Origin of the sequence: Streptomyces sp. SPB074, assembly GCF_000154905.1 — a bacterium.
Taxonomy (GTDB): Bacteria; Actinomycetota; Actinomycetes; order Streptomycetales; family Streptomycetaceae; genus Streptomyces.
The window spans coordinates 1,293,239-1,308,615 of sequence record NZ_GG770539.1; the positions used below are offsets into that span (position 1 = coordinate 1,293,239).

The 15,377-nt window shown below is 69.2% G+C and carries 8 protein-coding genes, 6 pseudogenes and 1 other annotated feature; of the genes and pseudogenes, 9 read left to right on the forward strand and 5 right to left on the reverse strand.

Going from position 1 to position 15,377, the window contains the following annotated elements:
- Positions 1 to 111: 111 nt before the first annotated feature.
- Complete coding sequence (locus SSBG_RS05195; protein WP_037868997.1) at positions 112 to 1,563, reverse strand: glycoside hydrolase family 76 protein; 1,452 nt, start codon at positions 1,561 to 1,563, stop codon at positions 112 to 114.
- A 304-nt stretch (positions 1,564 to 1,867) separates the two neighbouring features.
- Between SSBG_RS05195 and SSBG_RS05200 the strand changes: the two genes are divergently transcribed.
- The 3 genes and pseudogenes from SSBG_RS05200 (at position 1,868) to SSBG_RS05215 (ending at position 7,323) form a co-directional block, all read left to right on the forward strand.
- Complete coding sequence (locus SSBG_RS05200; RefSeq protein WP_037868998.1) at positions 1,868 to 4,837, forward strand: GH92 family glycosyl hydrolase; 2,970 nt, start codon at positions 1,868 to 1,870, stop codon at positions 4,835 to 4,837.
- A gap of 584 nt (positions 4,838 to 5,421) precedes the next feature.
- Positions 5,422 to 5,816: pseudogene (locus tag SSBG_RS05205) on the forward strand (Rid family hydrolase).
- 272 nt (positions 5,817 to 6,088) lie between these two features.
- Positions 6,089 to 7,323 (forward strand): annotated as a pseudogene (locus SSBG_RS05215) (IS3 family transposase).
- Positions 6,367 to 6,495, forward strand: a sequence feature (AL1L pseudoknot). Its footprint overlaps the pseudogene before it by 129 nt.
- A 170-nt stretch (positions 7,324 to 7,493) precedes the next feature.
- On the opposite strand, the gene SSBG_RS05220 reads toward SSBG_RS05215, so the two are convergent.
- Complete coding sequence (locus tag SSBG_RS05220; RefSeq protein ID WP_008745167.1) at positions 7,494 to 8,351, reverse strand: ABC transporter permease; 858 nt, start codon at positions 8,349 to 8,351, stop codon at positions 7,494 to 7,496.
- Positions 8,348 to 9,259 (reverse strand): annotated as a pseudogene (locus SSBG_RS05225) (ABC transporter ATP-binding protein). Before SSBG_RS05225 ends, SSBG_RS05220 begins: the two are co-directional and overlap by 4 nt.
- Before the next feature lie 133 nt (positions 9,260 to 9,392).
- Here SSBG_RS05225 and SSBG_RS34250 point away from each other — a divergent pair.
- The 5 genes and pseudogenes from SSBG_RS34250 to SSBG_RS05240 form a co-directional block, all read left to right on the forward strand.
- The gene (locus SSBG_RS34250) at positions 9,393 to 9,791 is read left to right on the forward strand and encodes a hypothetical protein (RefSeq protein ID WP_234010374.1); all 399 of its coding nucleotides are present in this window, start codon (positions 9,393 to 9,395) and stop codon (positions 9,789 to 9,791) included.
- Positions 9,792 to 9,853: 62 nt separating this feature from the next.
- Complete coding sequence (locus tag SSBG_RS34255; protein ID WP_234010376.1) at positions 9,854 to 10,651, forward strand: sensor histidine kinase; 798 nt, start codon at positions 9,854 to 9,856, stop codon at positions 10,649 to 10,651.
- Positions 10,648 to 11,319 (forward strand): response regulator, encoded by a 672-nt coding sequence (locus SSBG_RS05235; RefSeq protein WP_008745170.1) that lies wholly within the window; start codon positions 10,648 to 10,650, stop codon positions 11,317 to 11,319. The genes SSBG_RS34255 and SSBG_RS05235 overlap by 4 nt, the downstream gene beginning before the upstream one ends.
- A gap of 610 nt (positions 11,320 to 11,929) precedes the next feature.
- A pseudogene (locus SSBG_RS30695) lies at positions 11,930 to 12,259 on the forward strand (type I glutamate--ammonia ligase); the annotation flags it as partial.
- A 62-nt stretch (positions 12,260 to 12,321) separates the two neighbouring features.
- Positions 12,322 to 12,735, forward strand: a pseudogene (locus SSBG_RS05240) (MBL fold metallo-hydrolase); the annotation flags it as partial.
- A gap of 395 nt (positions 12,736 to 13,130) precedes the next feature.
- Here SSBG_RS05240 and SSBG_RS33080 read toward each other — a convergent pair.
- Positions 13,131 to 13,460: a hypothetical protein gene (locus tag SSBG_RS33080; protein WP_158677741.1), complete on the reverse strand. Its 330-nt coding sequence runs from the start codon at positions 13,458 to 13,460 to the stop codon at positions 13,131 to 13,133.
- A 186-nt stretch (positions 13,461 to 13,646) separates the two neighbouring features.
- Here SSBG_RS33080 and SSBG_RS36035 point away from each other — a divergent pair.
- Positions 13,647 to 14,117 (forward strand): annotated as a pseudogene (locus SSBG_RS36035) (ISAzo13 family transposase); the annotation flags it as partial.
- A gap of 81 nt (positions 14,118 to 14,198) precedes the next feature.
- On the opposite strand, the gene SSBG_RS30135 reads toward SSBG_RS36035, so the two are convergent.
- A complete protein-coding gene (locus SSBG_RS30135; protein ID WP_234010377.1) occupies positions 14,199 to 15,374 on the reverse strand; it encodes an IS630 family transposase in 1,176 nt (391 codons plus the stop codon).
- Positions 15,375 to 15,377 lie beyond the last annotated feature (3 nt).

Sequence of the window (15,377 nt, forward strand, 5' to 3'; positions counted from 1 at the left end):
GCGGGGGACACGGGGGCGGGGGCGCGGTTGGGACGGCCTCCCCGGGGGCGTGGCCGGGGTGCTCGCCGAGACTCGGGGCGCGCGCCGTCCCTCACCGAGCCGTCGGCCGCCTCAGTCCTCCGCCGCGTTCAGCAGGTCGAGCGCGCTGTGCTGGCAGCCGTTGCCCGTGGCGGTCAGCGGGCCCGCCCAGTGCGGCCCGTACCGGTCGAAGCTGTCGCGGTCCTTGGCGTAGACGGTGTCGGCCTGGCGGTCGAGGTAGGCGCGGTAGGGGTGGTCGGGCAGCTCCTTGTCGAGGATGCCGAGGCCGCGCGCGTAGGCGCCCTTGAAGGAGTCGCCGTTGGAGGTGCAGCCGGTGCCGTCCGGCTCGTAGGGCTCGTGGAGGGTGCCGCCCGGGTTGAGGTAGCCCGAGGAGGTGGAGGCGTCGGCGAGGGTGCGGGCGCTGTCGAGCAGGCCCGCGTCACCCGTCGCGCGGTGGAGTTCGGCGAGGCCGGCGAGGACGACGCCCTGGTTGTACGTCCACGTCGTGTCGCCGTTGTTGGCGCAGGAGTCCTTGAGGCCGTCGTTGATGGTGTGGCCGGAGTTGATGAGCCCGCTGCCCTTGAACCAGGACCACTCGTCCTGCGCCCGCTTGAGGTACGTCGTGTCGTTGTCGAGCCGGTTGTGCAGGGCCGCGTTGAGCTGGAGGTACAGCTCGTTGGTGATGGCGTTCTTGTACGGCTTGTCGGTCGCCCACTGGACGCCGCCGCCGCACGTGCCCGTCCAGTAGGCGGCCATGTGGTCGGCGTCCTTGCGGGCGGTGTCGAGGTAGCGCTGCTCGTGCGTCACGTCGTACGCGGCGACCCAGGCGAGGCCCCACCAGCCGGTGTCGTCCAGGTAGCTGTTGGTGAAGTCGCCGCCCTCGGCGCCGCGTTGCTTTTCCCAGGTGGTGGAGAGGGCGTACTTGTAGCTGGGCATCCCGCTGACGCGGATGTTGTCGGCGACGGAGGTGAGGGCGGTCGCGGAGGTCCACCAGCCGGCGAACTTCCCGCTGCCCCTGTCGTACGTGGCCATGAGAGCGGTCGCCGCCGCCGTGCTGCGGCTCCAGGCGTTCCAGTCGGTGCGCGCCCAGCCGGTGCAGACGACCTCGGTGCGGTCGCCCGCCTTGCCGCAGGCGCGCAGGGCGCCGATCGCGCCGGTGTTCCACTCGTCCACGTTGTACATGAGGGTGCGCCAGCTCTTGCGCCCGTCCGGGACGGCGGTCGCGCCGAGCTTGCTGCCGGAGGACCAGCTCCGCCCGCCGTCGAAGGAGCGGTCGAGCCACACCTGGTCACCGGGGCTGCCGTTCTCGATCGAGCCCCAGCCCATGACATCGTTGTCGGACAGGTGAAGGGTGATCGTCCTCCCGTAGAGCGCGGCCTTGACCGGGGTGCGCTCCCCGCCGGCGGCGGCCGGGTCGCGGGCGTCGCAGAACTTGTCGCACACCTGCCCGGCCGCGTGCGCCGCCGTGGCGGGCACCGTCAGCGCGGTGGTGACGAGCAGACAGCCGAGCAGCGCGGCCCTCCCGGAGCCCGCGATCCTTCTCATCCTCGCCACGCCTTTCCTGCCGGTGACCGATACGTGCCAGGGCCAGGGAACGGCTCGCAGCGCGGCTTGTCAAGGCCGCAACATTGCGGGTGCCGGGCCGAGTTGGCCCCGTACCGGCTGGTCTTCGCCGCCCGGGCTCGTGCGGGCTTTCCACAGCGGACGCCAAGAATTCCCCCGCCGGCCCCTACCCCCGCCGGCCGCCTGCGGGATACGGTCGCCCTGTCTCGACCTGACAACGTTGTCCGACGCCCGGGGGAGCGGTCCGCTCCCCCGCGCCGGGCACCGCGCCGAAAGGGAAAGCGCCATGCGCACCCCCCGTACACCCGCCCGCGAACCGGCGCCGCCCGCACGGCGCCGGGGAGCGGGCCTCCTCCTCGCCGCCCTGACCTCGCTCGGCCTGGTCGCCGCGAGCGTCCCGGCGGCCGAGGCCCACGCCCGTCCCGTGCCGGGACGTGCGGCGAGCGCCTACGACTCCGTCGATCCCTTCATCGGCACGAAGCTCGACACGACGCAGAACAAGGGCAACAGCGCCTACGGCAACACCTGGCCGGGGGCCGCCCTTCCCTTCGGCATGGTCCAGTCGAGCCCGACGACGTACCGCACCTCGGACGGCGACCAGAAGGGCGGCTACGAGTACACGGCCGACAAGCTGCGCGGCTTCGGCATGACGCGGCTCTCCGGCACGGGCTGCGAAGGCCGGTTCAGTGCCTTCGACTTCCCCGTCCTGCCGTACACGGGCGCCCTGCCGGACGGCGGCCTGCCGCGCAGTCCCGCCGCCGACATCACCTCGTACTACCTCGACCACGACCACGCCGACGAGGACGCCGCCCCCGGCTACTACCGCGCGGGCCTCGGCAACGGCGTGACAGCCGAGCTGACGGCGACGACGCGTTCGGCCGTGAGCCGCTACGCCTTCCCGCGCGACGGCGAGAGCGCGACGCTGCTGCTCGACGTGGCGGGCTCCAACAACAAGGTCTACGACAGCCATGTCAGCGTCTCCGGGCGGACGGTGAGCGGCTGGGTCGAGGCCGCCTCGGTGTGCGAGGGCGGCGGCCACTACCGCGCGTACTTCTCCTCGACCTTCGACAAGCCCTTCACCGCCCACGGGACCTGGCAGGGCGACGACGTCACACCCGGCGCGGACAGCGCGAGCGGCACGGACCGCAAGCACGGCGCGGGCGCCTGGCTGAGCTTCGCGCGCGGCGCGAAGGTCACGGCGCACACGGGGCTGAGCTACGTGGACGTGGACGGCGCGGCGCGCAACGTACGCGCCGAGAGCGCCGGCCGCTCCTTCGACACCGTGCGCGCCCTGGCCCACCGCGCCTGGGAACGCAACCTCGGGACCGTCCAGGTCCAGGGCGGCACGGCGGCGGAGCGGACGAAGTTCTACACGGCGCTCTACCACGCGCAGTTGCACCCCAACATCACCGACGACGTCTCGGGCCGCTACCCGGGCTACGACGGCAAGACGCACACCGTCGCGCGCGGCCACCACGTCTACACGACGTACTCCGGCTGGGACACCTACCGGGGGCAGGCGCAGTTGCTCGCGCTGCTCTTCCCGAAGGTCGGCGACGACGTCAACCAGTCGCTCGTGGACATGGTCGAGCAGACCGGCACCTGGCCCAACTGGCCGCACCTGAACCAGGCGCAGCAGAAGATGACCGGCGACTCGCTCCAGGCGGTGCTCTCCGCGATCGACGCCTTCGGCAGCACGCACTACGACCGCGCGGGCGCGCTGCGCTCGATGGTTCGGACGCAGTCGCTCCCCGCCACGAACACGCGGCGCACGGCCGCTCTCCAGTACTTCGGGACCGGCTTCGTGGAGAACGCGAAGGGCGACTCGGCGACGTCGAAGACGCTGGAGTACGCGATCGACGACTTCGCGATCGCCCAACTGGCGGGCAGGCTAGGCGAGAAGGACACCGAGAGCCGCTTCATGGCGCGCGCCCAGAACTGGCGCAACGTCTTCGACCCGGTCACCCAGGAGATCCGGCCGCGCTCGCGCAACGGCTTCGACCGCTCCTTCGACCTCGGCCAGCGGGGCAACCAGTTCGACCAGGCGACCGGTTACCAGTACGGCTGGATGGTCCCGCAGAACGTCGGCGGCCTCATCGCCGCACGCGGCGGCGAGGCGAAGGTGAGCGCGGAACTCGACGCGCACCTGACCCAGTTGGACGCGGGCGTGTACGGCACGAAGGGCGCCTACCTCTCCAACCAGCCGAGCTTCTCGGCGCCGTACGTCTACAACTGGCTGCGGCAGCCCGCGAAGACGGGCGAGACACTGCGCCGCGCGACGAGCGAGCTGTACGGCACGGGCCCGGACGGCCTGCCGGGCAACGACGACCTCGGCGCGCTCTCCGCCTGGTACGTGTGGGCCAACCTCGGCCTCAGCCCGACCGTTTACGGCACCGCGAACCTGGTCCTGAGCGCCCCGCTCTTCGACAAGGTCACGATCCGCAGCCAGGACAGCGCGCGCACGCTGCGCCTCACCGCGCGCGGCACCACGGGCGACCGCCCCTACGTGCGCTCCCTCAAGGTCAACGGCCGTACGAGCGGCGCGAACTGGGTCGGTGAGGACTTCGCGCGGCGCGGCGGGACGCTCGACTTCACGATGGCCGCGAAGCCGGGCGACTGGGGCACGCGGGCGGGTGACGTACCGCCGTCGTACGACGCGGGCTCCGACGCGCGCAACGACGTCGGGACGACGGCGGACGGCGCGAAGTCGGCCGGTTCGCTCGACCTGAGCGACAACTCCCTGTCCCGCGAGCGCCTTTCGGCGGCGGGTGCCGCTCCCGGCGCGAAGCTCCCGCTCGGCGACACGGGCGTGGCCTTCACGTGGCCGCGCACGGCCGCCGGCGAGCCGGACAACTGGATTCCGCACGGCCAGCGCCTCGCGCTCGGCGGCCGTGAGGGCACGGCGGCGACCGGGATCTCCTTCCTCGGCCTCGCCACCAACGGCCCGGCCCAGGGCACGGCACGCGTCAGGTACACGGACGGCACCACGCAGGACGTGACGGTGGCCCTCACCGACTGGACCCCCGGCACCGACTACCGCTTCGGCAACGTGCCGCTCGTGGAGACGACGGGACGCAACCGCGCGGACGGCACGGCGGACACGACCCGCACGGTCGTCTTCGGCACGGCCCCCGAGGCCCTGAACCCGGCGAAGCGGGTACGGTCCGTGACCTTGCCCGAGTCCACCGACAAGGGCGTCATGCACCTCTTCGACGTGGCCCTCACGACCAAGCCGCTGCCAGAGCGGACGAGCTGAACCACTCCCCCGCCGGTCCGGCCCCGATGGGCCGGACCGGGGGGCGGCGCGAAGGCGCCTGCGGCCTCGGCTGTGGCTGGGGCTGGGGGCGCCTTCGCGGTGTCGCGGGCCGCGCGGTGTCGCGGGAGCGGTCGCGGGCAGTGGGGACGGGGGTGGTGAGGGCGTGCGTCGTGCCACCCGGTCGGTCGATCGGCCGTGGCGGTGGGGCGTTCCCGGTGGCGGCGCTCTCGGTGGCCCCGAACTGGCGCGTCGGAGCGCGGTGCACCCGCGCCCTGAGAACCGTCCTCGCTGTCTGCGAGGCCCAGGCTCCCCCTGTTGCCACGACCGCTGGTTCGGGGCCGAACCGTACGGTGCCGATACCGGCCATCACCGGGCGGACGGACGCGACGCAGTCCCTCGCCCTGCCACGGGAGCGGGCAGGAGCACGGGCCTCCGCCGGTCGGTGCCGGCGTCACGGGGTACGGCGCTGAGGGCAGGGTGCCGCTGGGTACGGGCCACAGCGGCGTGGCGATCGGCGTCGCGCGGCAGGTATCGGTGAGAGTCCTCTGTGGACCGGCCGAGCGGAGAACGGAGAACGGAACCTGATGACGACCAACGAGATCGGCGCCCGCATGGCCGGGGAACGGCTGATGTACAACCGGGCCGTCAGGGTCGACCAGCCGCGTAACTGGCTGTTCGTCTCGGGCCACGAGGCGCGCGACGACGACGGCGGCTCGCGCACCGGGGCGACATGGCCGGACAGATGAAGCTGGCACTGCGACGGCTGGGCGAGACCGTGGCGGAGGGCGGTATGACGATGGCGGACGTGGTGCAGATCCGCGTCTCCACGACCGACCTCGCCACGTGCAAGGCCCGCTACGCCGTCCTCCTGGACGCACTCGCGGCGGTGGACTGCCGACCCGCCAGCCTGCTGGCAGAGGTGAGCGCGCTGTCCGACGAAGACATGCTGATCGAGATCGAGGCAGTGGCGATGCGCTGAACGAGAACGACGCCACGAGCGGAGCACATGCCCGCACGGCCCCCGCGGCAGCGAAACCGCCACGAGCAACTGCCGCGAGGAAAAAACCACGCGAGGATGCCCCCACGCCCCGCCGCTTCAACCCCCTTCACGGCCAACGAAGCCAGTGACGTCGTGCCCGCCACGAAGGGTCACCGGCTGGGCGCACTGTCCGAACGCATCGGAGTACGCAAAAGGGAACTGAACCGCCCCGGGTTTGATGGAGACCATCAAGACCCGGAAGGATGCCGATCATGGCTGCTCCCCGTAAGTACCCCGATGAACTGCGTGAACGCGCGACACGTCTGGCCGTCGAGGCCCGCGAGGACCCGGTCGGCCGGGCCGGCGCGATCAAGCGGATCGCCGACCAGCTGGATGTGCACCCTGAGGCTCTGCGGGGCTGGGTCAAGCGGGCCGAGATCGACGAGGGCACCGTGCCCGGCACCACCAGCGCGGAGGCCGCCCGGATCGCGGAGCTGGAGCGGGAGGTGAAGGAACCGCGGCGGGCGAACGCGATATCGAAGTCCGCCTCGGCTTTCTTCGCAGCGGAGCTGGACCGTCCACCGCGATGAAGGTCGCCTACATCGACCAGTACAAGGAGACGTTCGGCGTCCAGCCGATCTGCGACGTCCTCGCCGAGACGGACGCGCCGATCGCGCCGAGCACCTACTACGCCGCCCACAACCGTCCGCCGTCGGCCCGCAGCCCGCGCGATGGCGAACTGACCGAGGACATACGCCGGATCCACGCCGACAACTACGGTGTCTACGGGGCTCGCAAGGTCCACGCCGCCCTGGTCCGCGAAGGAGTCGAGGTGGCCCGCTGCACGGTCGAACGCCTCATGCGGCAGGCAGGACTTCGCGAGGTGATCCGGACCAGGAGCCCGCGCACCACCCGCCCCGCTCCGGAGACCGACCGCCCGGCCGACCTGGTCGAGCGGCAGTTCACCGCAACTGCACCCAACCAGCTGTGGGTTGCCGACATCACCTGCATCAGGACCTTCGCCGGCCGGGTCTACGCGGCCTTCGTCATCGACGTGTTCTCCCGCATGGTCGTCGGCTGGCAGGTCGCCACCAGCCTCTACACCGACCTCGCGCCCGACGCGCTGGAGATGGCGATTTGGCGCCGCCGGCACACCGGTGCCGACCTCGCCGGCCTCACACATCACTCGGACCGCGGAGTTCAATACCGTGCCATTCGCTACACCGAACGCCTCGCCGACAAGGCGGCCGTGGCCTCGGTCGGCTCCAAGGGCGACTCGTATGACAACGCCCTCGCCGAGGCGTTCAACAGCCTGTTCAAGGCCGAGCTGATCCGCAACAAGGGCCCCTGGACGTCCATCAACGACGTCGAGATCGCGGTCGCCGAGTACGTCGACTGGTTCAACCAGCGACGCCTGCACGGCGAGCTCAGACACGTCACCCCGGCCGAGTTCGAGGCCGCCTATTACGCGGCCGAACCCCCTGCGTCACTCCAGAAAACCAGCTAACTCACTCTCCACGAAACCCGGGGCTTGACACTTGGTCTCACATGATCGCGAAAGGGACGTCCTGCGACTTCGCCGAAGCCCTGGTTCAACACCGGGCACGGAAAGGCTGCTTGAGCACGCAGAAGCCGCTGCCGTGGTCCCCGCAGCGGCTTCTGGGGAATTCTCGATTTCTACTGGTCGCGGCGCTGGACCGCGAAGATGGTGATGGCGGCGGCCACCGCGCCCCACACCGCGTACACGGTCCAGGCTCCGGCCGTGGACCAGGGGAAGTCGACGGGCTTCTCCACCACTTGCACCAGCCGCGCCCAGGCGCTGTACGGCAGGGCGTGGTCGATGAGGGCCGTCCCGTAGTGGTCGTCGCTGACGCCCATGGGAACGAGCAGCAGGAGCGCGAAACTGGTGCCCATGGTGGCGGCACTGGCCCTGATCAGTGTGCCGACGGCCATGCCGACGAGTGCGGCCACGGGCGCGGCCAGAGCGGAGGCGAGCAGGGCGGGCACGACGCCCGGATCCCCGAGGGAAAGACCGGTGTCACGGCCGGAGAGGATCGCCTGGGTCGCCCAGAAGGACCCGCCGGCGGTGAGGAGGCCGAGTGCGGTGGTCACGGCGATGATGACGAGGACTTTCGCGGCCATCACGGAGCGGCGGGCGGGTACGACCGTGAAGGTCGTACGGATCAGTCCGGTGGTGTACTCCCCGACCACGGTGAGTGCGCCCATGGCGCTCGCGATCAGCATGAGGCACAGGAGGGCCGCGTCGGTGAAGGCGTCGAGCATCGCCCAGTTGGGCATGAAGTCGGCCTTTTGGTCGGCGCCCCATGTCGGCCAGTTGCTGTAGTCGCCGTATGCGGTGAAGACGTTGAATCCGACGATGGCCACGGTGCCGATCGCGATGGTCCACACGGTCGAACGGAGCGACCACAGTTTGATCCACTCGGCATGGACGAGGTCCGTGAAGCGGGCGCGGGGCGCAGGCTCGACAGCGGAGGGCACATCGACACCGGTGGGGGGAGTGGATGTCGTTGTCATCGGGCGTCTCCTGCGGCGTACTCGACGCTGTCGGCGGTGAGTTCCATGAAAGGGGCCTCCAACAAGGCGTTGTGTGCGGTGAGTTCGTGCACGGGGACCATGTTCTGGAAGGCGAGGTCACCGATTCGGGTCGCGCTGAGACCTGTCACCAGCAGCGTGTGAGGGCCGTCCTGCTCCACCACGGCACCCGCACCGCTCAGCGCGGTGCGCAGCGTGTCCACCTCGGGGGTGCGAATGGTGACGCCTTGGCGGCTGCCGCGCGCGGCGAAGTCCTTGAGGCTCTCCGCGGCGATCAGCTGCCCCTTGCCGATGACGACGAGGTGCTCTGCCGTGTTTTCCATCTCGGACATGAGGTGGCTGGAGACGAAGACGGTGCGGCCCTCGGCGGCCAGGCGGCGGAACAGCCCGCGCACCCACTTGACGCCCTCGGGGTCGAGGCCGTTGAGCGGCTCGTCGAAGAGCAGGACCGGCGGGTCCCCCATCAGGGCGGTGGCGATGCCGAGGCGCTGCTTCATGCCCAGCGAGTAGCCTCCGATCCGACGGTGGCCGACGTCGCCGAGGCCGACCTCCTCCAGCACCTCGCCGACCCTGCGGCGCGGCAGGCGGTTGCTGACGGCCGGTGCCGTCAGGTGGGCCCGGGCGGTGCGGCCGCCGTGTACTTGGTGTGCGTCCAGGAGCGCCCCGACGTGGCGCATGCCCCGCGGCTGGTCCGCGAAGCGGTGGCCGTCGATGGTGACGCTCCCGCTCGTGGGCCGGTGCAGTCCCAGCATCATGCGCAGCGTCGTGCTCTTGCCCGCACCATTGGGTCCGAGGAATCCGGTGACGCGGCCTGGCCGCACGGTGAAGCTGAGGTCGCTGACGGCGGCTTTCGAGCCATATCGTTTGGTGAGTTACCTGACTTCGATCATGCAGCTCATCTTGGCCAGCGCCCCCGCCGCATGTCGTCAGTCCGCAGTCGACACTGGTTGAACACCCTTGTCACCCCTGGTTGTACAACGCCGGTCCGATCCCGAATCGGGGCCGCGTGGCTACGATCGTTCGATGGTCATCCCTCGCCGCTTCTTCCACAAGCGAGTGCCGCCGGGCGTCTGGACAGGCGCCATCTGGTGCATCGCCGCCCTCCAGCCGATCATCTGGCCCCCCAGCGCGGACGCCGGGCGAGAAGGCCCCGCGCCCAACGCCCTGGACAACCTGTGGGGTGGGCTGTTCCTCTCGCTGTCAGCTCTGCTCGTCCTGAGCGCCTGCGTCCTGCTCGCACGCCGCCCGTGGGCCGCGTTGACGGCACTGCTCATCGCCACGGCTTCCTTCGCCGTGGCCTGGCGGCAGCAAGAGCTCTCCCCCCTGCAGTTCCTCGCCGTCGATGTGGCCGTCGGTTACCTCGCCGCCACCCGGCCCCCCGTGCCTCGGTTCCGTTCGCGGGCGCCACCCTCGGCGCACTGACCGCGTTCCTGACGGTCCGCCTCGCCCTTGGCGCGGAGCACGGCACTGCCTCGGAGCCCTACGTGGCGGTGGCCGTCGCCGTGGCGTGGCTCATCGGCTACTCGGTTCATCAGTCGCGTTCGTACGACGAACAGCTCCGCGCTCAGCTCGCCGTGCAGATCGCGGCTCGGGCGGTGGCTGCCGAGCGCCTCAGCATCGCACGGGAGTTGCACGACATGGTGGCCCACACCATCGGAATCATCGCGCTGCAAGCCGGTGCTGCCGCACGAGTGGTCGGCACACAGCCGGAGAGCGCTCGCCAGGCGATGCTGGCTGTGGAGAGCGCGAGCCGGGAAACCTTGGCCGGGCTGCGGCGCATGCTCGTCGCCCTGCGAGAATCAGGCGACGAGCAGGAGCAGAACGGGCAAGGCGCGCTGGGGGCTCCTTTGGCACCCGCTGTGGGAGTGGCCGACGTGGAGCGGCTCGCGGCGGAGACCACGGCGGCCGGAGTGAAAGTGGAGGTGCGGTGGGAGGGCGAGCGTCGCCCCCTGCCACCTGAGATCGACCTCTCGGCGTTCCGCATCATCCAGGAGTCGGTCACCAATGTGGTACGCCATGCCGGCACCGACACCTGCGAGGTGACCGTCGCCTACCTCGCACAGAGCCTCGCCATCTCGGTCACCGACCGGGGCCCGGGCGCAGGTTCCACGGCGAGTACCGGATTCGGTCTCACCGGGATGCGCGAGCGCGTGGCCCTCCTGCACGGCGAATTCAGCGCCGTGCCGCGCCCCGAAGGCGGCTTCCGTGTCGCGGCTCGCCTCCCGATTCCGCCGGTCCCGGCCCCGTCCGGTGCACAGCCCGACCCCACAGGAGCCCGATGACCATCCGTGTCGCACTCGTCGACGACCAGCCCCTCATCCGAACCGCACTGGAAATGGTGATCGACGGAACCGACGACCTGGAGGTGGTCGGCCACGCCGCGAACGGCGAAGAAGCGATCCGACTGGCCGCGGGTACCCGGCCGCATGTGATGGTGATGGATATCCGGATGCCGGGGATGGACGGAATCGAGGCCACCCGTCGCATCACCGAGCGCGGCGACGGCCCGAAGGTCCTGGTCCTCACCACGTTCGACGAGGACGACCACGTGTACGGTGCGCTCCGGGCCGGGGCATGCGGCTTTCTGGTCAAGGACATGGCACTGGACGCGATCCTGGATGCCGTTCGCGTCGTTGCGGCAGGGGACGCGCTCATTGCTCCGACGGTCACCCGCCGACTGATCAGCGAGTTCGCACATCGCGCCGAGGCCGAACCGCCGACCCCGGTGCCCACCGGCCTGACCAACAGGGAGCGTGAAGTACTGGTCCTGGTGGGGCAGGGCCTGTCCAACACGGAACTCGCGCACCACATGCACATCAGTACGGCCACCGCGAAGACCTATGTGTCCCGGCTGCTGACCAAGCTCGGGGCCCGTGACCGGGTCCAACTGGTCATCACGGCGTACGAGATGAAGCTCGTGGGGCGCACCGGTCCGCGTCCAGCACCCTGACGGCCGCTCGCCGACCGGCGGCCGCGCGGCGCGCGCATCGCCATGGCGCGTTCGTCACCCTTTTCCTGTCCGGAAGTACATGCCTGCCAGGGAAGGCCGCGGCAAGAGGCCGACGCCTGGCTCAAGCACGGCTGTTGACGGCGGGCCACCCTCCGAGCACTGGCACGCACTCGCTGGTCTCTTCCGCGACATCTGGTCTGTAGGACCCGGCGACTCCGCTTTGAGCGTCATCAGCCCTCGGCGTTGCCTCGTCACTCGCAGCCTTGACGCCCCCTGACCTACCCGACATGCGCCTGACACCCCATCAGATCGAGCGTCAAATGAGCATCCCGGGCGTCATTTCGGCGTCAAAATATCGCCCGTAACGCCCACACCACACATAAGGCGCAGGGGGCGAACCCCAGGTCAGGCGCCCTTCCCCACCGGCTCCAGGATCGCCACGCACTCGAAGTGCTGCGTCATCGGAAGGATGTCGGCCTGGACGCAAGCGTTAAAGTAGCAGGTCAGATAGGCTTTCGGATCCCGCATGAGGGCCAGCGGGCGCCCCGAGCGTCAAATGAGCGTCACGGCCGTACGTCGGTTCGGCACGGACAATCTGGCGTGGCATGGCTCCCCGGCCCCGTCCTCGAACCCGTACCTCGCCTTCTCGGCGCTCCTCCTCGCGGGCCTCGACGGCATCAAGAACAAGATCGAGCCGGCCGAGCCGATCGACAAGGACCTCTACGAGCTGGCCCCCGAGGAGCACGCGAGCGTCCCCCAGGTCCCGACCTCGCTCCCCGCCGTTCTCGACGCCCTCAAAGCGGGCAACGAGTACCTCCAGGCCGACGGCGTCTTCACCTCCAACCTCATCGAGACCTGGATCGACTACAAACGCACGGCCGTAATCGCCCCGATCCAGCTCCGCACGCTCCCCCACGAGTTCGAGCTCTACTTCGACATCCAAACCGCACCCCCCCCGGGGGTACCTGGGTGGATTCGTCGGACACCCTTAACACGCTGCTCGTCAGCTGGAAAGGCAGCCGGCTCGTCTTCAACGACAGCATCGCCCCCGTCCACCGGGCTGGACAGGCGATGCTGTGGGAGGACTCCCACAGCATCGACGGCAACCTGCTGCTGGAAGCGGCGCCGGGCCACACCCCCGGCTCCTCCGTTCTCACCCTGCGCTCCGGCACCGACCACGCCGTGCTCGTCGGGGACATGCTGCACAGCCCCGTTCAGGTCCTCGATCCCGCGTGGAACAGCTGCTTCTGCGACGACCCGAGGCGCGCGGCCACGACGCGCGCGTCCTTCCTCTCACGCGCCGCCGAGCAGCGAGAACTCGTCATCCCGGGACACTGGCCCGGACACGGGGCCGCCGAGGGGCGGGACGGCGACGGATTCGCCGTCGCCGCATGGGCGGCCTTTCCCCGCGGCTGAGCCGGGCCCGTCGCCGACACCGGGCGCTACGGGCACGTTCACCAGCCCCGACCTCGAACCGGCCCGGTGGGTGACTGGTACCTCGGTTCGGCAGGTCGGGCGTGGAGATTGAGGTTCCCCCGCGGCTCGGGGGAACCTCACCAACGACGAGAGGCCCTGCCTCGTCACCACACCCGCTGACCAGCCCGTTCACCCGCCAGCACAGAACGATAGAGGCTCAGTGAGCCTTTTCAGAGTGGGCACCGGACGGGTGACGGGCCGACGCGAAGGGTGGGCTGCGCTGAGCGCGATCGCGCAGGTTGATCGGCTGTCAACGACAGTCGGACCCTCACCATTGTGGGGTCAAGTTGAAAAGGCTCAGTAAGCAGTTTCGTGACGCATCCCCCATCGAGATATCACGAAAACATATCGGAATCTTGGCTCCAATATCTCTCGAGACTCGCCTTCACTGCCCTCGCTGCAGCCCGAAGCTCTCGCCATTCGACTCTTTCTTCAAGCGCAGCCACGGTCCAAATCGACTCAGGCGCTGCACTCACGGCATCCGCGTGCCCATTGATCGACTGAAGCAGGATGTATTCCTCATGACTCAGCGAACGATCACCCACCCTGGCGCGAGCCACATGCAGCACGTCGTCGAACTGAAGCAGGATTTCATCTGCCCCCACTCCCGACGCCTGCGAATACTCAGCTTGACGATCGGGTTCTGCGCTGAGCAGGCCCAACACACCGAGAGTCCACCGCCGAAAGTCGGCCAGCTTTCGCTCCCCTGTCATCGAATGATCCCTCCCAGATCCCCTTCACGGCCCACGAGTCAAAGATTCCCGCCGCACGGCGGTCCCGAGCCTGTGACGTGTCGCACGTGGCCACAGAAGGCGGAAGGTATTCCTCTCGATCGCGGGAAGCTCACGGCGGACACGGCGACCACCACCAGCACACCGGGCGAGGCCCCGGCGGACGGACCGGCCCGCCTCACGCGGCGTTCGCTACAGGACTCGGAACTGACCGGGATGACCCGTCGGCAGCTCAACAAGCTCATCGACATGCTGACTCCAGCGATGGCGGGTCAACGCGAGCAAGTGCTCCCAACCCGCAGGGGCCACGAACGCCTGGAGGCCCCTGACGCTTGAGCCGACCCCAAGCTCACCTCAGCCGATCGGGCCCCGGCCACCATGCTCCACCTGCGAAAACTCGCGACCATGGACCGCCTGGGCCAGCTCTCCAACACCACCGTCATGACCATCAGCCGCGCCGCGAAAGGCGTCCGCTCGCTTTTGGAAGCCCACGACTTTCACGCCCCTTCCTCTACCGCTCACTTCCGAACATCGACCAACATCGCCAGATTCCTCGGCCTAAACAGAAACAAGATCAAACCTGCGTATTAATTCCGGGCAATCCTTACCGAATGAAGCGCACCTGAACTTCCTGGGCTTCTTCTGGATCATCTACACAAACCCTAACCCCAATCACCCACCGTCAATTGGATATTTTCGACAAAAGTCATCTCCGACCACATCGGCAATATCTACACCAGAGTCCCCTACTTGCAGGGTTCCCTCATAGACGAGAATACCGCGGTCATCCCCGACACCGAATTCGACGTCCACGGCGACCAATCCAACATCGCCATGAATCACAGACATAACGACACATTGCTCATTTGCTCCGACTGGAGCTTCTACCGGATCCACCTCGGGAATATCCACTCCGGAACCAGACGATTCAATTCGCGAAATCCCCCACGGGACTTCGACGGTAAAGCGATCCATCGGAACCTCGTCGGGGTTCAGCTCGGGCGAGTACGGGGGCAGGAAGTGCAGCTCGACGGCGTCGGGGTGGGTGGCGAGCCAGTCGCGGACCCTCCTGGAGCGGTGGGCGGAGTGCCCGTCGACCACGAGATGGACCTTGTGGTCGAAGTGGCCGGCGAGCCGGTCCAGGAAGCGGCACATCACCTCGGCGGTGAAGCTCTCGGTGAAGACCATGAAGTGCATCCGGCCCTTGGCGCTGATCGCGGACATCGCGTTCACGGAGAACCGGTTCCCGCTCCGCCGCACCACAGGAGTCTTCCCCTTCTCGCCCCAGGTGCGGCCGGTGACCTGGTCGGAGCGGATGCCGACCTGGTCGGCGAAGAGGATCTCGCCACCGTCGACCTTCGCCTTCACGCGGATCTCCGGCCAGACCTCCTCATGCCAGCGCCGGACGGCCTCCGGGTTCTGTTCGACGGCCCGCTTGTCCGGGCGCTGGAAGGACAGCCCCCACCGCTTCAGGTACTTGCCCACTCCCGGTTCGGTCAGCCGCACCCGGTACAGCTTCGCGATCAGGTCACCGATCAGCCGCCGCGTCCACAACTGCCCACTCAGGCCCACGTCGCAGGGCCGGTGATCGAGGACAGCCTGGCGCACGGCGGCCTGCTCGGCCTCGCCAAGCGCCTGATGCATCCCCACCGGCTTGCCCCGTGGCCGCATCACCAGCGCCTCCCGGCCGCCCGCCTGCCACTTCGCCCACCACTTGTCGACCGCCCTCAGCGACACCCCCAACATCGCCGCCACGTCTTCACGGTCCCGCCCTGCCACCGCCCGCAGCCGCAGGGCCTCCTGCGCCGACGGCGACAGATGCCTCGCGTCCCCCACCAGATCGCTCACACC